Raw genomic sequence first — 19,904 nt, 5'->3', positions numbered from 1 at the left:
TCACTCCACCTGCGCCAAGCCCCCGCCCGATCTCTGCCGGATAAATCTCTGCACCACTGCGCGCCGTCATAACCTGTTGTTTTAAGTCTGGTATCCTATGGCTATTCGACCCTATGGCCACCAGCTCTGGAACCTCTTCATGTCTCTTCCCATCAAAAACAGCGCCAGGCAGCGTGCGGAAGACAGATCCCGCATTCTCACCCTGCTGCTGCACGATGACGCCCTCACCGACAGCCTGCTCGATCCGCAGGCAGTACAGGATGCCGAACAGCGCGACCAGACCAGCGAGCTGACCCGGCTGGTCAACAGCCTGCCAGCCGCCGACGTCGCCGATGCGCTGGAGTCGCTGCCGCCGGATGAGCGCCATGTGTTGTGGGCGCTGGTGAGTGAAGAGAAGCGCGGCCAGACCCTGGTCGAAGCGTCGGAGACGGTGTGGGACAGCCTCATCAGCGGCATGAGCGACAAAGAGCTGCTCGATGCCCTGCGCACCCTCGACATCGACGATCAGATCTATCTGGGCCAGTACCTGCCGCGCAACCTGATGGGACGGCTGCTCACCTACATGGCCCCTGCCGACCGGGATCGGGTGCGCGAGGTGATCCGCTACGGCAAGCACACCGTCGGCGCCATGATGGATTTCGAGATCATCACCATCCGCCCCGAGGTGACGCTCGCCACCGTGCAGCGCTATCTGCGCCTGCGCGGCAAGATCCCCGCCAACACCGACAAGCTGTTCGTCATCGATCGGCGCAACCACCTGCTGGGGGAGCTGCCGCTCACCACGGTGCTGCTGCACAAGCCGGATACCCGGGTGAATGCGGTGATGGAGCAGGACCCGGTCACCTTCGATCCGGAGGATAACGACGAAGCGGCCGCCCGCACTTTCGAGCGGGATGATCTGCTCTCCGCCGCCGTGGTGGATGGCAAGGGCAAGCTGATGGGTCGCCTCACCGTCGAAGAGGTGGTGGATCTGGTCTATGAGGAGAGCGACACCGACCTGCGCCGGATGGGGGGTATCAGTGAAGAGGAGGATGTGTTCGCGCCCGTCTCCAAGGCGGTCAAGACCCGCTGGGCCTGGCTTGCCATCAATCTCTGCACCGCCTTTGTCGCCTCGCGGGTGATCGGCCTGTTCGAGCACACCATCTCCCAGCTGGTGGCGCTGGCGGCCCTGATGCCCATCGTCGCCGGGATCGGCGGCAACACCGGCAACCAGACCATCACCATGATAGTGCGGGCGCTGGCGCTGCAGCACATTCAGGCGGGCAACCTCTCCTTCCTGCTGCTGCGCGAACTTGGGGTGGCGCTGATCAACGGGCTGGTGTGGGGCGGCACCATGGGGGTGGCGACCTTCCTGCTCTATCAGGATGCGGCGCTGGGCGCCGTGATGACGCTTGCCATGGTGCTCAACCTGCTGGTGGCGGCGCTGATGGGGGTGATTATCCCCATGACCATGAACCGGCTCGGCCGCGATCCGGCCGTGGGCGCCAGCGTGATGATCACCGCCATCACCGACACCGGCGGCTTCTTTATCTTCCTCGGCCTCGCCACCCTGTTCCTGCTCTAAACCCGCGCAAGAAAATCCCCTCCTCTCCATATAAAAAACCCCGGCATAGCCGGGGTGAAAACGGAGAGGGAAACTACAGGTAAAAATTATTTCTTCTTTTCCGCAACCAGCATAAAACCATCCATCTCAGGGAAACCGATCACTAGCTGATCTCGCCCTTCAACGCTAAATGCTGTGGTATATGCTGTGACCGTTTCAGCCTTCGCTAATGCCATAGTCCAACGCATTTCAAGCATGCTCTGAACTTTTGCCTCGTTGAACACACAAACACCCTTATCCGGTGACTTCAGGTTGAAAGTCAGCTTGTTGAGGCCTTTAGTCGGCTTGTCTCCCTTACCAATCAGAGTGCAGCCTGCAGCAGGCATTTCAATCAGAACGCTCAATTTACCATCAGCGGCAATTGCGGTTTCGAGATTGCCGGTCATGGCATAGCTAAAACCCTGATCATCCTTGCTAACCCAGAGAGCAGGCTCAACTGACTTTGTCCCACCAACTATTGGATTGAGCGCTATCATTCCCTCCCACTGCGGGTAGAGCGGAGATTTGGTTGTACCAAACTCGATCCCTGTACGACGGAAATCAAAGACCCAGCGTTTGACTTCTTTATCTTGAGAATCACGCACGGACTGATCTTTGAAAGAGATTAAGTTATGGTCATTACTCGAATTATCGCCAGCAGGTAATCCACCGCTTTCTTGGAACCGCTCAGAATTGCGGGTCAGCACGACAGGGTAAAAGTCTTTGTCTTTCGGCAGCTGTTGGGCTGCCTTACCAACCCACTGGCTTGCCGTGACAACCCCCTTATCGTTGTTATCAACCCAAACCCCCCAACGCTGCTCGATATCGCTTTTCGGGTAGATCAACGCCACACCATCCAGACCGGACAGCATTCTTAATGGAGACTTTTCACTGGTACCACTCAGCAGCTGAGCCTGATACAAACCGGCTTCTTGCATGATCAACGGATCACGCTTGGCGATGCTATTGGCTACTTTCTCGCCATCACAGGCGGACAGTGCTGCAGTGCAGGCCAAAGCCAGCAGCGCCTTGTTACACATTCTCATGGTTGTTGTTCCTTGCGATTGCTTTGTAATTAGAGGTGCAATAAATCGGCGCTGAATTTAATTGAGAGGTCACTCGGCAGTCGAATGGAGATCTGTAACCAACCATTACAGACGAGCAAAAAGGCCCCAAAAAGATCCAGTGACCCCACCCTTTTTAGCGAAACCGCAGCAATACAAGGCGTCACGCATGGCGAGAAAAAATTGGAAAAAACTGCCAAATCAGACCCATAGCTCTATTGATAGGAGCCATCTTAGCCGGGAGTGTTAGCAGGCTCACAGCCCGTCTCTTTGGTCGCCGATAAAATGCCCGGTGCTGGCAATTCCCATAACAAAGAGAACCCTACCCATGAAAACCACTCTCAAATTGAGCGCAGTGGCCGTTATTCTTTTGCTGTCCGGCTGCAACGACAACAACTCTCAGGCTCCCGGTGACGTCAACCTGAGGCTGATAGAGACCTCGGATATCCACTCCAACCTGCTGGGTTATGACTACTACCAGAACAAGCCGGATGCCTCGCTCGGCTTCTCCCGTACTGCAGTTCTGATCCGCAAGGCGCGCGAGGAAAACGCCAACAACCTGCTGATCGATAACGGCGATCTGATTCAGGGCACCCCGCTGGCCGACTACATCCACGACCAGCAGGTCAAACAGCAGTGGCTGAGCAAGCAGACCCACCCCGCCATCAAAGCGCTGAACACCCTGAACTATGATGTCGGCAACCTGGGTAACCACGAATTCAACTTCGGGCTCGATTTCCTCGCCGCGACGCTCAAGGGGGCCAACTATCCCTATATCAACGCCAACGTCTTCGAGGCCGATGCCTTCAGTCGCGATGGCAAGGGCACCATCGACTGGAGCAAGCAGAAGTTCAAACCCTACGTGCTGCTTGATCGTCAGGTGAAAGATGCCAACGGCAACAACCAGACCATCAAGGTTGGCGTACTCGGCCTGACACCGCCCCAGATCAGCCAGTGGGACAAGCGCAATCTGGAGGGCAAGGTAGTTGTGGCCGATATGGTCGAGACCGCCGAGCACTATGTGCCCGAGATGCAGGCCAAAGGTGCCGACATCGTAGTGGTGGTCGCTCACACCGGCATCATTGGCGACCCGCGCGAACCGCTGATGGAGAACGCCGCTCTGCCGCTGGCCAAGGTGAAGGGGGTCAACGCCCTGCTGCTGGGCCATGCCCACCGCACCTTCCCGGGCGATTACCCCAACATGACCGATGTGGACAACGACAAAGGCACCCTGGCGGGCGTACCGGCTGTCATGCCCGGCGTATGGGGCAACCACCTCGGCATCATCGACCTGCATATGACCTGGCAGGATGGTCGCTGGCAGGTCAGCTCCAGCCAGGCACAGCTGCGCAAGATCGACAGCAGCGCCACCAGCGTGGAAGATCAGGCGGTGGTCGATCAGGTCATCACCGAACACGAGCAGGCCAACCAGTGGCTGGACGAGCCCCTCAGCAAGATTACCCAACCCATCCACAGCTTCTTTGCGCTGGTACAGGATGACCCCTCCATCCAGATCGTCAGCGATGCCCAGCTCTGGCACGCCAAGAAGTTGCAGCAGGATGGTCAGCTCAAGGAGAAGTGGCCGATCCTCTCCGCCGCCGCACCGTTCCGCGGGGGCCGCAATGGCCCGACCGATTTCACCTATGTGCCGGCGGGCAATATCTCCCTGCGCAATGTGGCCGACCTCTATGTCTACCCCAACACCCTGCAGGTCGTGGCCATCAACGGTGCCACCGTCAAGGAGTGGCTGGAGAAGAGCGCCGTCCAGTTCAACAAGATCGACCCCGCCAATCCCGCAACCCAGTGGCTGGTCAACGAGAAGTACCGTACCTACAACTTCGATGTCATCGACGGGGTCAACTACAAGGTCGATGTGACCAAGGCGGCCCGCTACGACGTGGATGGCAACAAGGTGAGCGACAGCTACCGCATCACCGATCTCACCTATCAGGGGCAACCGGTCGATCCGGCCCAGATGTTCTACGTGGTGACCAACAACTACCGTGCCAGCGGCGGTGGCAACTTCCCGGGCATCAACAGCAAAGTGATCGTCCATGAAGATCCCTTCGAAACACGCGAAGTGCTCTCCGAGTATCTGAAGCTGCTGGCCACCAACAACCCGGGAGGCTTCACGCCAGCGGCAGACAACAACTGGCAGCTGGCCCCCCTGCCGGGCACGCTGGATCTGCGTATCTACAGCTCCCCGCGCAGCGAGGCGCAAGCCCTGACCGGCGGCAAGCTGAACTATGTGGAGACCCTGCCGGCCAGCGATCCCAAACACCCCGGCTTTGGTGTCTACAAGCTGGTTCCCTGAGTCAGAAACCAGCCATCCGGCCAAGCCCCCTCCCGTATGAGGGGGCTTTTCATTTCCAGCCCACCCGGCAAGGCGGCCGCAGTATCCACGCAGCAGCAGCCATAAAAAAACAGGCCCACCGAAGTGGGCCTGCTGTTATCTGGGTGGTCGGGAATATCGCGATAAAGGGCGCTATTCCCGCTCCTTCACATAGGGTGTACCAAGTGCCTTCGGTGCCACGGCGCGGCCGATAAAGCCGGCCAGCAGGAACACGGTCAGGATGTAGGGCAGCGCCTCGATGGCCTGTACCGGGATCGGGAAGTCGCCGATGGTCACCCCTTGCAGACGGATGGCGACCGCATCGAGGAAGCCGAACAGCAGGCAGGCTGCCATGGCATTCCAGGGGCGCCACTTGCCGAACACCAGTGCCGCCAGCGCCATAAAGCCCTTGCCCGCACTCATGTTGGGGATGAACTGGGCCGTCTGGGCTACCGCCAGATAGGTGCCACCGATACCGGCCAGCAGGCCGCCGATGATGAGCGCGGTGTAGCGCATCCGCACCACAGAGATACCGGCGGTATCGACCGCCGCCGGCGCCTCGCCCACCGCCCGCAGCCGCAGACCGAAGCGGGTACGGAACATCACCCACCAGGCCAGCGGCACGCAGGCGAACGCCACGTACTCCAGCAGGGAGTGGCCGCTCAAGAGCTCGCTGTAGAGCTGGCCAATCACTGGGACATCGTAGAGCTCCTTGGCATAGGGGAAATCGATGGGAGCGAAGCGGGCATCGCCGGAGAGCGCCGGCGTCTGGCCACCCTGATCGAACCAGTAACGGCCCAGCGTCACGGTCAGACCGGCCGCCAGAATGTTGATGGCCATCCCGCTCACCACCTGATCACCGCGGTGGGTGATGGTGGCAAAGCCGTGCATCAGGGCAAACAGCACCGAGATGGCAATCCCGGCCCCCAGTCCCACCCAGGCGGAACCGGAGACCGCAGCCGCTGCACCACTGGCGAACGCCGCTGCCAGCAGTTTGCCTTCCAGCGCAATGTTGACCACCCCGGAGCGCTCGCAGAACATGCCGGCCATGGCGGCCAGAATGAGGGGCGGCGCGGTACGGATGGTGGCATCCAGCATCAGGATCAGAATTTCAAACATGATCAGGCCCCCTTGACTTGCGCAGAGCGGTTGGCAAACGCCAGATAGAGCTGCTCGATGCGCGGACGCATCATGTGCTCAAGGGCGCCACAGAACAGGATCACCAGACCCTGCAGCACCACGACGATGTTGCGGTCGACACCGAACTCGAAGCTGAGCTCGGCGCCCCCCTGATAGAGGAAACCGAACAGCAGGCTGGCGATGATGACGCCGACCGGGTGGTTACGCCCCATCAGCGCCACCGCGATACCGGTGAAGCCGAACCCTTCCACGAAGTTGAGCTTGATCTGGTGCAGCTCACCCTGCAGCACGTTGAGGGCGAAAAAGCCCGATAGCATGCCGGAGATGACCATGGCCAGGATCACCACCTTGGGATAGGAGATACCGGCGTAGGCGGAGGCACTCTGGCTGGCACCGACCGAGCGGATCTCGTAGCCCCAGCGGGTGTGCCAGATAAAGACCCACACCAGCGCCGCACAGATCAGCGCCCAGAAGAAGCTGATGTTGAGCGGGCTGTTCGGCATCTCGACGCCAAACAGGCTCGCCAGCCCGGTCATCTTGGGCAGCCAGCTCGCTTCGGCAAACACCCGGCTCTCGGTCGCCATCGAACCGGGCGGCTTGAACACCTCCACCAGCAGATAGGCCATCAGCGAGGCGGCGATGAAGTTGAACATGATGGTGGTGATAACGATGTGGCTGCCGCGCTTGGCTTGCAGCCAGGCCGGAATAAAGGCCCAGGCCGCACCGAACAGACCACCGGCAACGATGGAGAGCGGCAACAGCAGGGAGAACGGCAGCACATCGCCGAGGGTCAGACAGACCAGACCGACCCCCAGACCACCGATATAAGCCTGACCTTCACCGCCGATGTTGAACAGACCGGCGTGGAAGGCGACCGCTACCGACAGACCGGTGAAGATAAAGCCGGTTGCGTAGTAGAGGGTAAAGCCAAACCCTTCACCGGTACCAAACGCGCCGTACCACATAATCTTGGCGGCATCGACCGGGTTGATCTCGAGGTAGTAGAACAGGATGGCCGACACCAGGAAGGCCAGCAGGATGTTGACCGCAGACACGACGCCCACGGAGACCCAGGCAGGAATACGTACTTGGCTCATCAGTGGGCCTCCTTGGCAACTTCATCCGGCACTATGTTGGCCATCATCAGGCCGATAGTGCGCTCGTCCGCTTTGGCGGCATCCAGCTCGCCGACGATGCGACCGTCGGCAATGACCAGAATGCGGTCAGAGAGACTCATGATCTCGTCCAGCTCCACCGAGACCAGCAGTACCGCCTTGCCCTTGTCGCGCATGGCGATGATCTGCTGGTGGATATACTCGATGGCGCCGATGTCGACCCCGCGGGTCGGCTGGCCGATCAACAGCACATCCGGGTCCTGCTCCACTTCACGGGCGATCACCAGCTTCTGCTGGTTGCCACCGGAGAAGTTGGCGGTCTTGTGGTCGGGATGGGGCGGGCGCACGTCCCACTTCTCCATCTTGGCCTGGCAATCCTGCTGGATCGCCTCCTTGTTCTGCAGCCACCCCTTGTTGTATTGCGGACGGCGGTGATAACCGAGGATAAAGGCCTCTTTCGCCTCGAAGCGGTTGATGAGACCCATCTTGTGGCGATCTTCCGGCACATGGCCGAGACCGAAGTTACGTACCATCTCGGGATCGGCCGCATGATCGGCGCTCACCTTGTGCACGCCGCTGCGGCTGCTGATGGTAAAGCCGCCCTTGCTCGGCTTGATGATGCCGCCAAGCAGGCTGAGCAGCTCGGACTGGCCGTTGCCGGAGACCCCGGCAATGCCGACCACTTCACCGGCGCGCACCTCGAAGCTGACCGATTTGACCCGCTCCACCTTGCTGGCGTCGAAGTAGCTGAGCCCCTCGACCTTCAGCTTGGCTTCGCCCGGCTGGGTCGGCCCCTTGTCGACCTTGAGGCGCACCTTGCGGCCCACCATCAGTTCGGCCAGCTGCTCCTTGTCGGTATCCTTGGTGGCAACGTGCGCCACCATCTCGCCGCGGCGCATGATGGAGACCTGATCCGTGATGGCCAGGATCTCGCGCAGCTTGTGAGTGATGAGGATGATGGTCGCCCCCTGATCCCGCAGCTTCTCCAGCACCTTGAACAGGTGATCCGCCTCTTGCGGGGTGAGTACCCCGGTCGGCTCGTCGAGGATCAGGATGCGGGCGCCGCGATAGAGCGCCTTGAGAATTTCGACCCGCTGTTGCAGGCCCACCGGCAGATCTTCCACCTTCTCGTGCAGCGGCACCTCGAGACCATAGTCCCGCGCCAGCTCGCCGAGCAGCTTCTCTGCCGACGCCACGCTCTGCTGAAGGTGCCAGCCATTTTCAGCGCCGAGGATGACGTTTTCCAAAACCGTAAAGTTGTTCACCAGCATGAAGTGCTGGTGCACCATGCCCACGCCTGCGGCAATCGCATCTTGTGAACCGTGGGGTTTGAAAGGATTCCCGTCGATGAACATCTCGCCTTTATCGGCATGGTAGAAGCCGTAAATGATGCTCATCAGGGTGGATTTACCGGCGCCGTTTTCGCCAACGATGCCGTGAATACTGCCTTTCCGAACCTTAAGGTCGATCAGCTTGTTGGCGTACACTTCGCCGAACCGCTTATCGATACCTCTTAATTCGATGGCATAGCGATCTGTCTGGTCCATGATGCAGCCCTGCGTTTCATGAAATAAGACTGTAAAAACCGGCCCGTGCGGGCCGGTCGGTGCGTTGAGAGTCGTAGCAGCAACTATCTAATTAGTATTTGCAGGTATTGTCGCTCATGTAGTCATGAACCTTGACCTTGCCTGAAATAATTTCGGCCTTGATGGCATCCACCTTGGCTTTCATCTCCGGGGTGATCAGCTTCTCGTTGTCCTTGTCGAGCGCCCAATCCACACCGCCTTCGGCCAGACCCAGGTTCTTGATCCCCGGTTTCCACTGGCCTTTGGCCGCGTCATCCCAGGTTTGGTAGGCAGCCAGGCCCACAGACTTGACCATGGAAGTCAGCATGGTGCCCGGTTGCAGGTGGTTCTGGTTGGAGTCTACGCCGATGGCAAACTTGCCGCTGTCCTTGGCTGCCTGATAGACACCGATACCGGTACCGCCAGCTGCGGCGTAAACCACGTCAGCGCCTTTGGCGAACTGGGACTTGGCCAGCTCGGCACCCTTGGCCGGGTCAGCAAACGCGGCCGGGGTGGAGCCTGCCATGTTCTGGAACACTTCGATCTTCGGATTGACGTACTTGGCACCCTGCTCGTAGCCGCACTCGAACTTGCGGATCAGCGGGATATCCATGCCGCCCACGAAGCCGACCTTGCCGGTTTTGGAGGCGATGGCAGCCAGCGCGCCCACCAGGAAGGAACCTTCATGCTCCTTGAAGATGACGGACTGGACGTTCGGCTTGTCGACCACCATGTCGATGATGGTGAACTGGGTTTTCGGGAATTCGGTCGCAACCTTCTCTACCGCAGAACCCATGTTGAAGCCGACCGCTACGATCGGGCCGTTGCCACGGCTGGCCAGACGACGCAGACCCTGCTCACGCTGGGCTTCGTTCTGGGGCTCAAACTCTTTGACCTTTACCCCTTTGTCCTTGTTGTAAAGCTCGACGCCGTTACGGAACACGGCTTCGTTGAATGATTTGTCGTACTTGCCCGCGGTGTCATAGATCACGGCCGGCTCGGAAGCAGCCTGAGCAGAGAGAGCAGCGAGAGTGAGGGAGGCCACGGTGGCCAGTTTGAGCACTTTAGTCACGATCGTATCCTTGATTGTTATTAAGTGAGGGAACTTGCTTGCCCGCCGAAGCGGGTCATCTAGCACGCAGGGTTACTCTAAGTCAGCCCCGGTGCGGGTCAAGCAAATGATAAGGGAAAAACGTTTGCGTTAACGGTTTGAATTATAAGCAAATAACCTTATAAGCAGTTGTTTTTTAGCTACTTTTCAGTTGTTTATGCTGACAACTCAGAGACCCAAACGACATTTCTCTTATTGTTCAATTGGTTACTCTAAACCGTTTTCCCCGGTTGGGCATCCGCCCCACCCATCGCCCCGTGATCCGGCTCGCAAAATAACCGCGCGGCGCGCCATCCGGCCGTCGGCTACAGCTGGAAACCATCCCCCCTCCGCAACCATTTTGCCGACCAGAAACCGCCGCAGCCGCCCTGCCCGACTCCCCTCGCCTGCCCGTCGTGCGGAGTTTGCAGTTGGTCTGACGGGGGGATGGCCGTATAATCGCCGCCTGTATAAATAAACAGGAGTGGTGATGGACGTTTCAACCCTGCTCGACGGGCTCAACGACAAGCAAAGAGATGCCGTTGCGGCGCCCCGCAGCAACCTGCTGGTGCTGGCCGGAGCCGGTTCGGGCAAGACCCGGGTGCTGGTGCACCGTATCGCCTGGCTGATGCAGGTGGAACGCTGTTCACCCTTCTCCATCATCGCGGTCACCTTTACCAACAAGGCGGCGGCCGAGATGCGCGGCCGGGTCGAGAAAGTGATCGGCGACGGCGTGCGCGGCATGTGGATCGGCACCTTCCACGGTATCGCCCACCGTTTGCTGCGGGCCCATCATCTGGATGCGGGCTTGCCGCAGGATTTCCAGATCCTCGACTCCGACGACCAGTACCGGCTGATCCGCCGGGTGCTCAAGGCGCTCAATCTGGACGAGAAGCACTGGGCCCCGCGCGCCGTGATGGGCTACATCAACGGCAAGAAGGACGAGGGGTTGCGCCCCGGCGACATCGACCTCTACGGCGACCCCGTCACCCGCACCTATCAGCAGATCTACAAGACCTATCAGGAGACCTGCGATCGCTCCGGTCTGGTGGACTTTGCCGAGCTGCTGCTGCGCGCCCACGAGCTGTGGCTGAACAAGCCGCACATCCTCGAGCACTACCGCGACCGCTTCCAGAACATCCTGGTGGACGAGTTTCAGGATACCAACGGCATCCAGTACGCCTGGTTGCGGATGCTGGCGGGCAACAGCGGCAAGGTGATGATCGTCGGCGACGATGACCAGTCCATCTACGGCTGGCGCGGCGCCAAGATCGAGAACATCCAGCGCTTCCTGACCGACTATCAGGGCGCCGAGACCATCCGCCTCGAACAGAACTACCGCTCCACCGCCAATATCCTCAAAGCGGCCAACAGCGTCATCGCCAACAACGCCGAGCGTCTTGGCAAGGAGCTGTGGACCGAAGGGGCCGAGGGCGAGCCGATTTCGCTCTACGCCGCCTTCAACGAGGTGGACGAAGCGCGCTTCGTGGTCGGCCGCCTCAAGGATTGGAAGGAAAAAGGGGGCCTGTTGGCCGACTGCGCCATCCTCTATCGCTCCAACGCCCAGTCGCGGGTGCTGGAAGAGGCGCTGATGCAAGACGCCATGCCCTACCGCATCTACGGTGGCCTGCGCTTCTTCGAGCGGCAAGAGATCAAGGACGCCATGGCCTACCTGCGCCTTATCAACAACCGTGGCGACGACGCCAGCTTCGAGCGGGTGGTCAACACCCCGACCCGCGGCATCGGCGATCGCACCCTCGAGATCCTGCGCGGCAACGCCCGCGATCAGGGGCTCAACCTGTGGCAATCGGCCAAGGCCTTGCTCAACGACAAGGTGCTGACCGGTCGCGCCGGCAATGCGGTGCGCGGCTTTGTCGAGCTGATCGACGCGCTGGAGGAGCAGGTCGCCATGCTGCCGCTGCACCAGCAAGCGGATATCGCCATCCAGAACTCTGGCCTCAAGGCGATGTATCTGGCAGAAAAGGGCGAGAAATCCCAAGCGCGGGTAGAGAACCTGGACGAACTGGTCACCGCCTGCCGCCAGTACCAGCGCCCGGACGAGCTGGAGGATATGAGCGATCTCTCCGCCTTCCTCGCCCACGCGGCGCTGGAATCCGGCGAGAATCAGGCGGACGAATATGCCGACGCGGTGCAGCTGATGACCCTGCACAGCGCCAAGGGCTTGGAATTCCCGCTGGTGCTGCTGGTCGGCGTCGAGGAAGGGATGTTCCCCAGCCAGCAATCCACCGAGGAGTCGGGCCGGCTGGAAGAGGAGCGCCGCCTCTGTTACGTCGGCATGACCCGCGCCATGGAGAAGCTCTACATCTGTTATGCCGAGAGCCGCCGCATCTACGGCCGCGAGATGTTCCACAAGCCGAGCCGCTTTATCCGCGAGATGCCCGCCGAGTGTCTGGAAGAGATCCGGCTGCGCACTCAGGTCAGCCGCCCCACCCAGTACGGCCGCTTTAGCCAGAACGAGGTGCAGCAGAGCTTCGACGCCAGCGGCATCAAGCTCGGCCAGCGGGTACTCCATCCGAAATTCGGCGAAGGGGTGGTACTCAACTTCGAAGGGGTCGGCCAGCAGAGCCGGGTGCAGATCCAGTTCGACGACGTCGGCGCCAAGTGGCTGGTGACGGCGTATGCCAGATTGGAAGCGCTGTGATTTTTCCCGCTTTTTGATAAAACCAACCCGGCTTAGGCCGGGTTGATTGTTTAGTCCTCCTCCTCCACCCAAATACGCCCTAAGTTGATATTCAATATCCATTTTGTGAACTATCGGCGCACTACATAGGTTTTATAGCTTCATATAGAGCTTATTTCTTAGTAAACTAAGTTATCAATAAAGTGCGTTTCTAGCTTGAGGGTTCAGTTAAAAATGGGCGAGATGATTAGTATTGAAGATGCTGATTTTGATGTGATGAAACAAAAAGCTGTATCACTACTGAATGACATTTCATGTCGAGTTCCTTGGAGCATTTTTTCAAAACTCTTACTTGAAGACGCCATGATCAAAGCGAGAGGTTTCGAACGACTATCCAAAAAATTATTGGATTTGAATAATAGCCTAGTTAATAGAATCTTGCTGGGACGATTCCTTACATTATCTAGCGTACTAATTGAACATTATCTCTCTGGGGAAAAATCCCTCAGGCTATTTAAAGTCCACGATTCTCTAGATACGGTGAAGTTTAAAGAGACCCTAGACTCAATAAACCCAGATCAAAAGTACAAAGGCATACTATTAATTAACAAAGATGACTTTGTTGCTAGCCCTACCCTTGTATACAAAAAAGTAGATGGCCTTGGGCACTATTTTGGTTTTGCATCAAATCGTCGCGTAAAATTAAAGCAGAAAATCCCATCAGATGCTCTTACAGAAGAGTACTCAAAGGGTGTTCCTTTGGGTTCAGAAATGTATATTATCAAAATGGAAGAGAAATTTTGTTTTGATGTAATTTTTATACCGTTAGGTATGGACAGAATAGAGTTTAGAATCGACACAACTGAGGGATTAACACCAGAATACAGATCTTTGGCATACTCTCAATTAAGCTCACTATTTTTCTCTGAATGTAGAAAAAGTGGTTTTGAAGTAACCGGCAGCTTAATAGACTTCTATCCCGCCATCAGAAAGGTTTTAGAAATTCCAGTTGGTGATGGTCGAGTTGTGGAGCTTAAATTTACCACCGATGAAGGTGCAATGAAACACCACAAAAACAGACGTGGTAACAAATGCATTCTCAGAGATAAGTACCATCTAGCCGGAGCCGAGGTGATCAAAGATCAATTCGATCCATATTATATCTCTCGAGTATGGACTAATCCCACAACTGGTACTGAACCTGAGTTAGTATTGCCTGGATCGATGAGATCTAATAGTGCTTATGGGGCAACTATTTTAGATGAGGCAATTATCACAAAAACACTAAATGAGGATGATTATAGATTTATAGTGATAAAACTTTTAGATATAATGATCCATTAACAACCGCCGAACATAAAGGGCTATTGGTATGAAGGTGGCAGATAAAAACTATATCATGGAGTATGCTAAAATCTGGCATAATAAGCCTATGCATATGTCTGCTGCTTACAAAATACTTACCCATCTGGTTGAACAACCATTATATAATTTACAACACTTAAGTTTTTCTTCAATAAAAAGAATTACTAATTCAGAGTTAAATGACTACGATGTCATGTCCATCACAATGTCAATAGCTCTTGTTTCTGGTCTTTTAGAGATAAAGCATGAACTAATTGACGGTGATGATCAAATTGATATTGATGCAGAAGAGATAAAATCAGCAGAACAGTCTGGCTACTTAGTTCATCCTGTTACCGGAAGGGAAATTCACGACTACAAATCTCATGTTTTCATTTATTTTGAATATAGCAACATGCTATATTCAATGAAAGAGAGTGACTCCAATGAAAGCGGAAGTGTGGAGGCCCTCTCATGAGTTGCAATATATCTCTGCAAGACATTGATAGAATGGCACAACATCCACAATATCAAAGCATGATATTTGAGTGGCAGTACAAAGTCATGGGAATCGAGCAGAGCTACTCTGATTTTGCAGATAGGATAGAATCCGAAATTGAAAGCATAGTACTGGATATTGAGTCTAATAGGCCATATTACACAGAAAGTGAAGAAGACCAAATATCTTCCCACATTGTAAGTATGCTTAAACAAAAGTGTATTGATGCTACTCATGGTACTTTTTATGCTGGTTCTACAGACATTTTGGTAAAGCATGGCAGCTGTCAGTGGATCGGCGAGGCAAAATGGCACAGAAGCGATGACAATATTCTAGAAGGGATGAGGCAACTATCTACAAGATATAGCAGTGGGTCTGATAAATGCTGTCGGGGGGGGCTGATAATCTACAATAACACCTCCAACCTAAATGAAAAGATCATGCGTCTGAAGAAACACTGGGAAAACAATGGTGCTAATGAGTACGTAAATATGAAAGTACTAACGTGTCTTAAATCTTCCAGCTCATTTTTGACCACGCATGAACACTGCTCTTCTGGTCTTTCATATCTTGTGAGACATCGCTGGATATCTCTTCATCATGACCCACAAGATAAAAGTGCCAAAGCTAAGAAAAATAGAGAGCCGTAGGTTCGATTAGCGAAGCGTAATCGGACGATCGCGTAAGACGTTCGCGTAATCGAACGCTTACAACGGAACAACCCTGTTAGGGGTTTACTCCAATCCCCCCAGCACCCCATCTACCGACCCGCACCAATCCGGTGGATAGACGCCGCTCGCCACGTAACGATGGAAGGTGGAATACGGCCAATCGGCCACCCGCGTGACATGACCATGTTTGAGCGGGTTTATATGGACGTAATCCATATGGTGGCGGTAATCCTGCTCATCCCTGATCAGGTGTTCCCAATAATGGCGCTGCCAGATGCCCCGCTCCCCGTGGCGTAACCGGGTCTGGCTGCGCCGCTCAGTCACCGGCAAGGCGCGGGAAAAGTGGCTTTTGATCAGCCGCCAACGCAGGGGGAAATCGGTGTCCCCCTCCGGCAAAGAGAGAATGCAGTGGAGATGGTCGGGCAACACCACCCATGCATGAATGGCGAAGGGGTGAGCCTGTTGCACCTTGGCAACGCTTTGACGCAGCAGGTCGATCTGCTCCACCAGCAGCCGGTTGTTGCGCCGCTCCAGCAGGTTGACGGTGAAGAACCAGGTTCCTCCGGGCCACCATGCCCGCCGCCAATTGGCCATCCTTTTCCCCTCATCGAGACCGAAAAGCCAAGCATAGCCTTGCCTCACTTCGATCTGCTTGCGGGTCGTGATGGTGCGGATGTTCCATTGCGCGATCGTCCGATTACGCTTCGCTAATCGAACCTACATATCCCTTTTACTTCGAGCCATTCCCGTTATCTCAAATCGGCCATTGCCCTTCAGCGCCCTGCTGGCCGCCAAACGGGAGCTTGTGGCTTGCCGCCTATCGGCATAAGACAAAACGATGGTATTTTCGCAAAACCTATAAATTAAATTTATACATACCGTTTTGGCTGCCATTCAAGCTCGGGGCTGTTATCACAGGCGCCAACAAGGGGTTGGCCGATTTACAGGGTGGTGAGAGTGGATGGGTTAGCGGGTGGATGATAGCGGCGGCCAGTGGGTGGCAAGTAATGCCCTCACCCCAGCCCTCTCCCGCAGGGCGAGGGAGCAACACCGGTCAGCTCGTGACAACCGACCCCCTCACCCCGCCCCTCTCCCGCAGGGCGAGGGAGCAACATCGGCAAGATAGCGGGCCGGCGGCATGCGGTGCGCAGCGGCAGAGAGAGTGGCCAAACGAGATTGAGGCAATAGAGGAAGGGAGATCAGAAACCCGGCCGTCAGGCGCGGCGGCCGGGTGAATTGTAAAGAGTAGGGTGACAGGGAAAGGGATCAGCCTAGTCTAATCAACTCGATGGGGGCGTAGCGCTCACCGGAGTTTGCCAGCAGCACGCACTTCTCGTGCTCCGCCTGATAGGGAGTCATGTTGTCGGTATGAGCCTCTTTCAGGAAGTCGACGGCGCCGGTGGCGGCAATCATGACGCGCTGACCCTGGTTCAGCACATTTCGGTTCCGGTCATAGATCTTCATTACACTCTCCTTTTCTTGTACCCGGGTGGGTGCTCCGGGCAGCGGGATCAGCCTACGCCTCTGAAAAAAGGTGATTTATGTCACAGATCAAAAAAGGGACAGAGAGGGACTCACAGGGCGAAAAAGTCAGCGTTGCAGCGACCGCCCCCTGCGTTGGCCCGGCTGGCTATCACGCGCGCGGATATCGCCCGCCACCCGGTCGTGCCAAGCTGAGGGAACTGGGTGTGACGGCGCCACCGGAGGGGATGATGTCACTGCTGCAACTGCTCGACGACCTGCTCGACCTTGTCGATTTCATTACCGACTTCCCGCGCTTCTGGCGGGTCTATGTGGGGCTTCTCTGCACCCTTGGCGCCTGCGCGCTGGTTGCCCGCACCCGGGATTCGCCCGACGGGCTGGAGTTCGTGTTCGGCGTCATTATGGTGCTTGGCATCGGCCTGACCCTGCTCTGGCAGCGCGCCGCCCGCTGATCGCCACCTCCTGTCGTATCACAGACCCCTGCCCCGCGCTTTTGTGCGCGCCGGGCTCGAACCCGACAGCGGTTGGGGTATATTGGTGGCCGATTAGCCAGTCTCATTCACCGTGGCCGCGCACGCGGGCCGCTGTTTCAACAAGATGGAGAGTGCTCATGAATCGCGATATCACCGCCCAGTTCATCAAGATGCTGACCAATCTGGATCACTGTCTGGCCAAGGCCGAGGCCCACGCCGCGGCGAAGCAGTTCAACGTGGACAACTTCTTCGGCGATCGGCTGATTGTCGATATGCTGCCCTTCAGCAAGCAGGTGCTGATCTGCTGCGATGCAGCCCGCAGCGTGGTCGCCACCGCCAGCCACAGCGAGCTGCCGGCCATGGGCGATGATCCCAAGACCATCGCGGATCTGCGCGCCCATATCGGCAAGACCATCACCTATCTGCAGGGCAAGCTGGACGCGGACTACAGCCAGTACGCCAGCGGCCGTTACGTGCCCCACTGGGCGGGCGGCAAGGGGATGGATGGCCATACCTGCGTCCATGAGTACGGCATTCCCAACTTCTACTTCCACCTCACCATGGCCTACGCCCTGCTGCGCCGCGCCGGGGTCGATCTCGGCAAGCGCGACTATCTGGGCGGGCTCAATATGCAATAATAAAGTCGCCCCGACCAGAATGAGGAGAGCCTGCCATCTGGCAGGCTCTTTTTATTGCAAGCGGCTGGCGAGCGGGGTGAATGCCCGGCCCGCCACCGGCCATTAAGCGGGGATATCCGGTTCCACCAGCGCCACCAGCTGGGTCAGCGACTCCTGCCAGCCGAGATAGCACATCTCCAGCGGAATGGCGGCGGGGATCCCCTCCTGCACCACCGCCAGCTCGGTACCGCAACTCACCGCGGTCAGGATGATGGAGACATGGATCACCCCGGCGAGACCGGGCTCATCGAAGCGATCGGTGTAGCGAATCCGCTCGCCCGGCACCAGTTCGAGGTATTCACCGCCGAAGGTCTGGTTATGGCCGCTGGCGAAGTTGGTGAAGGACATCCGGAACGAGCCGCCAACCCGGGCATCCAGATGCTCCACCTGACAGGTAAAACCGTGGGGCGGCAGCCATTTGGCCAGCGCCTGCGCCTCGATAAAGGCCCGATAGACCCGCATCGGCGGCGCCTTGATGACGCGATGAAGTCGCACTGTTCCTGTTGTCATGTTCACCTCCTTGCTGGATTGAGTCCCAAAGGATAGTCGCCAGAGCGGGAAACGCCCCATCGGGCGGCCCTCCCCTGCGCTAGAAGGGGCCGTTGCTCTCGCGCAGCTTGTCGGGCAGGCCGTCGTGATCGCCCAGCTCGCGCGCGGGTACGTCGTCCCAGTGCAGCTTGCCGAGGGTGATATTGCGCTCGGGGTGGACGGCGTAGTGGATGCGGTTATCCTCCCGGTCGGTATCGCCGATGCAGAGCAGGCGGACAATCTCTTCGGTGTTGTTGATAAAGGCGTGGGCCAGCCCGTCACCGGCCTTGAAGCCGACCGAATCGCCCGGTTGCAGCCGATAGAGCACGCCATCGAGCCAGACATCGGGGGTGCCTTCCAGCACGTGGACGAACTCGTCCTCGGTCTTTTCGGCGTGTGGCCAGCTGGTACGGTGGCCGGGCTCGACGATCTCGTGGTGGATGCCGATGCGGCTGAAGCCAAAGTGCTTGCCGAGGGCGCAACCGCGCGACAGGGGCTCCTGACTGCCGGAGTAGTAGCGCGGCTCCTGCTCTTGCAGCTCGCTCCAGTGTTTGATGCAGGGGTGGCGGTTCATAGTGATTCCTTATGCTATGAGGCTGACTCGGGAAGGGTCATCCTAACTGCCAAAATGCGGGGGAGAAAAGCAGAAATCGGTCGGCCCGTTGCACCACGGATGGTGTGGCGGCGGACTCGGCAACGGGCTGATCGCCCGACTGGCAAGGACTGCGAGCCATGGCGGCAGCCCGCCAGCGGGCCAAAAAAGAGGGCGCCGCTGGCTCCCCTCTCGATGATGTCGGCGCTTACTTGCCGAGCTTACTTGCCAAGATTGTCGGCCAGCTGTTTGGCGCGATTGGCCGCCCACTGGTCGATCATCTTCTCCATCTCCTCGGCGGTGATGGGCGAATCCTTGTGAGTCGTATCCGGGGTCTCGCGGGCATCCATCACCCGCACCAGCAGCTTGCCGCTCTGGGAGTCGAGCAGCTGGGCCATGCTGCCCACCTTGAGCAGGTAGGGCTCCTTGCCAATCACTTCGCGGGTGACGTTGATGGCGATTTTGGCCGGCATCAGGTCACGCAGTTTCGGGTCGGGGCGGGTCAGGTCGAAGTTGGTGACGGCAGCCTGGATCCGCATCACTTTCGGGCCGGGGGCGGTGGCAATCTTGACGCCATGCTTGATCAGCTCGCTCTGGAACTTGTCGTGGTAGTAGCGGCCAATCTGGTTCTGTTCGTTGGCGGTCAGCAGATACCACTGGCCATTCTCCTGCCGGATAAACTGGAGCGGATCGAGCAGCACCTCATTGTATTGGCGCAGATCAACGCCAGGCTCCTTGTAGACCCGCTGATTGGGGTTGCTCTCGCTCGGCTGGAAGGCGCTGAAGGGGACAGTTTGCAGCGACTGCAAGCTGTAGGAGACCTGATTTTTTACGGCGCAGCCGCCCAGAAGGGCCGCCGCCATGGCAACCATCACGACCTTTTTCATATTTGCTCCTGCATTGACCGATTGTTTTTGCTGTGGATTTTGCTCCACACGGCGGGCGATCCCGTGCTGGTTGCCTCCGATTCACCCAGAGAAATACCCTATTTCCCCCCTCTCTCACAAGCGCCATCTACCGAATGTTCAGGCGCCATCCAAGTTGTCATACGGAAATGGGGGAAATGTCCACAATCGGTGCTCGGAGATGGGGGACGAATCCCCCACCTC

18 protein-coding genes are annotated in these 19,904 nt (G+C 57.5%); 8 read left to right on the top strand and 10 right to left on the bottom strand.

Annotated elements, in window-relative coordinates:
• Positions 1-139 precede the first annotated feature (139 nt).
• The gene (gene mgtE / locus I6L40_RS02965) at positions 140-1,564 is read left to right on the top strand and encodes a magnesium transporter (RefSeq protein ID WP_216994967.1); all 1,425 of its coding nucleotides are present in this window, start codon (positions 140-142) and stop codon (positions 1,562-1,564) included.
• An 86-nt stretch (positions 1,565-1,650) separates the two neighbouring features.
• Here mgtE and I6L40_RS02960 read toward each other — a convergent pair whose 3' ends face one another.
• Positions 1,651-2,628 carry a hypothetical protein gene (locus tag I6L40_RS02960; RefSeq protein ID WP_254204073.1) on the bottom strand — a complete coding sequence of 326 codons (978 nt, stop codon included), beginning with the start codon at positions 2,626-2,628 and terminating at the stop codon, positions 1,651-1,653.
• Positions 2,629-2,974: 346 nt separating this feature from the next.
• On the opposite strand from I6L40_RS02960, the gene I6L40_RS02955 reads away from it, so the two are divergent.
• The gene (locus tag I6L40_RS02955; protein WP_216994966.1) at positions 2,975-4,960 is read left to right on the top strand and encodes a bifunctional 2',3'-cyclic-nucleotide 2'-phosphodiesterase/3'-nucleotidase; all 1,986 of its coding nucleotides are present in this window, start codon (positions 2,975-2,977) and stop codon (positions 4,958-4,960) included.
• A 171-nt stretch (positions 4,961-5,131) separates the two neighbouring features.
• On the opposite strand, the gene I6L40_RS02950 is transcribed toward I6L40_RS02955, so the two are convergent.
• The 4 genes from I6L40_RS02950 to I6L40_RS02935 all read right to left on the bottom strand — a co-directional run bounded on the left by I6L40_RS02950 (position 5,132) and on the right by I6L40_RS02935 (position 9,870).
• The gene (locus tag I6L40_RS02950) at positions 5,132-6,097 is read right to left on the bottom strand and encodes an ABC transporter permease (RefSeq protein WP_033115673.1); all 966 of its coding nucleotides are present in this window, start codon (positions 6,095-6,097) and stop codon (positions 5,132-5,134) included.
• 2 nt (positions 6,098-6,099) lie between these two features.
• The gene (locus I6L40_RS02945; protein ID WP_041209784.1) at positions 6,100-7,215 is read right to left on the bottom strand and encodes an ABC transporter permease; all 1,116 of its coding nucleotides are present in this window, start codon (positions 7,213-7,215) and stop codon (positions 6,100-6,102) included.
• Positions 7,215-8,780 carry an ABC transporter ATP-binding protein gene (locus I6L40_RS02940; RefSeq protein ID WP_041209785.1) on the bottom strand — a complete coding sequence of 522 codons (1,566 nt, stop codon included), beginning with the start codon at positions 8,778-8,780 and terminating at the stop codon, positions 7,215-7,217. Before I6L40_RS02940 ends, I6L40_RS02945 begins: the two co-directional genes overlap by 1 nt.
• A 91-nt stretch (positions 8,781-8,871) precedes the next feature.
• Positions 8,872-9,870 carry a BMP family protein gene (locus I6L40_RS02935; protein ID WP_033115676.1) on the bottom strand — a complete coding sequence of 333 codons (999 nt, stop codon included), beginning with the start codon at positions 9,868-9,870 and terminating at the stop codon, positions 8,872-8,874.
• A gap of 508 nt (positions 9,871-10,378) precedes the next feature.
• Here I6L40_RS02935 and uvrD point away from each other — a divergent pair.
• From uvrD to I6L40_RS02915, 4 genes are all read left to right on the top strand, one after another.
• A complete protein-coding gene (gene uvrD / locus I6L40_RS02930; protein WP_041209786.1) occupies positions 10,379-12,550 on the top strand; it encodes a DNA helicase II in 2,172 nt (723 codons plus the stop codon).
• 213 nt (positions 12,551-12,763) lie between these two features.
• Complete coding sequence (locus I6L40_RS02925; protein WP_216994965.1) at positions 12,764-13,873, top strand: hypothetical protein; 1,110 nt, start codon at positions 12,764-12,766, stop codon at positions 13,871-13,873.
• Between the two features lie 28 nt (positions 13,874-13,901).
• Positions 13,902-14,351: a hypothetical protein gene (locus tag I6L40_RS02920; protein WP_216994964.1), complete on the top strand. Its 450-nt coding sequence runs from the start codon at positions 13,902-13,904 to the stop codon at positions 14,349-14,351.
• Entirely contained in the window at positions 14,348-15,022 is a 675-nt protein-coding gene (locus I6L40_RS02915) for a hypothetical protein (RefSeq protein WP_216994963.1), read from the top strand. Before I6L40_RS02920 ends, I6L40_RS02915 begins: the two co-directional genes overlap by 4 nt.
• Positions 15,023-15,106: 84 nt before the next feature.
• On the opposite strand, the gene I6L40_RS02910 is transcribed toward I6L40_RS02915, so the two are convergent.
• Complete coding sequence (locus I6L40_RS02910) at positions 15,107-15,637, bottom strand: transposase (RefSeq protein ID WP_216994962.1); 531 nt, start codon at positions 15,635-15,637, stop codon at positions 15,107-15,109.
• Positions 15,638-16,309: 672 nt separating this feature from the next.
• The gene (ydfZ, locus tag I6L40_RS02905; RefSeq protein ID WP_005357022.1) at positions 16,310-16,507 is read right to left on the bottom strand and encodes a putative selenium delivery protein YdfZ; all 198 of its coding nucleotides are present in this window, start codon (positions 16,505-16,507) and stop codon (positions 16,310-16,312) included.
• Between the two features lie 77 nt (positions 16,508-16,584).
• Between ydfZ and I6L40_RS02900 the strand changes: the two genes are divergently transcribed.
• Both I6L40_RS02900 and I6L40_RS02895 read left to right on the top strand, forming a co-directional pair.
• Positions 16,585-16,977: a hypothetical protein gene (locus tag I6L40_RS02900; protein ID WP_216994961.1), complete on the top strand. Its 393-nt coding sequence runs from the start codon at positions 16,585-16,587 to the stop codon at positions 16,975-16,977.
• A gap of 158 nt (positions 16,978-17,135) precedes the next feature.
• On the top strand, positions 17,136-17,636 hold the full coding sequence (locus I6L40_RS02895; RefSeq protein ID WP_216994960.1) for a DUF1993 domain-containing protein: 501 nt from the start codon (positions 17,136-17,138) through the stop codon (positions 17,634-17,636).
• A 102-nt stretch (positions 17,637-17,738) separates the two neighbouring features.
• Here I6L40_RS02895 and I6L40_RS02890 read toward each other — a convergent pair whose 3' ends face one another.
• The 3 genes from I6L40_RS02890 to I6L40_RS02880 form a co-directional block, all read right to left on the bottom strand.
• Entirely contained in the window at positions 17,739-18,185 is a 447-nt protein-coding gene (locus tag I6L40_RS02890) for an SRPBCC family protein (RefSeq protein WP_216994959.1), read from the bottom strand.
• A 79-nt stretch (positions 18,186-18,264) separates the two neighbouring features.
• Positions 18,265-18,777 carry a cupin domain-containing protein gene (locus I6L40_RS02885; RefSeq protein ID WP_156854398.1) on the bottom strand — a complete coding sequence of 171 codons (513 nt, stop codon included), beginning with the start codon at positions 18,775-18,777 and terminating at the stop codon, positions 18,265-18,267.
• A 239-nt stretch (positions 18,778-19,016) separates the two neighbouring features.
• Positions 19,017-19,682 carry a DUF3313 domain-containing protein gene (locus I6L40_RS02880; RefSeq protein WP_216994958.1) on the bottom strand — a complete coding sequence of 222 codons (666 nt, stop codon included), beginning with the start codon at positions 19,680-19,682 and terminating at the stop codon, positions 19,017-19,019.
• Between the last annotated feature and the right edge of the window lie 222 nt (positions 19,683-19,904).

This window comes from Aeromonas sp. FDAARGOS 1410, assembly GCF_019048745.1.
GTDB lineage: Bacteria > Pseudomonadota > Gammaproteobacteria > Enterobacterales > Aeromonadaceae > Aeromonas > Aeromonas jandaei.
Note: the sequence above shows the minus strand (reverse complement) of the source record. Positions and strands in the feature narration are given on the sequence as shown.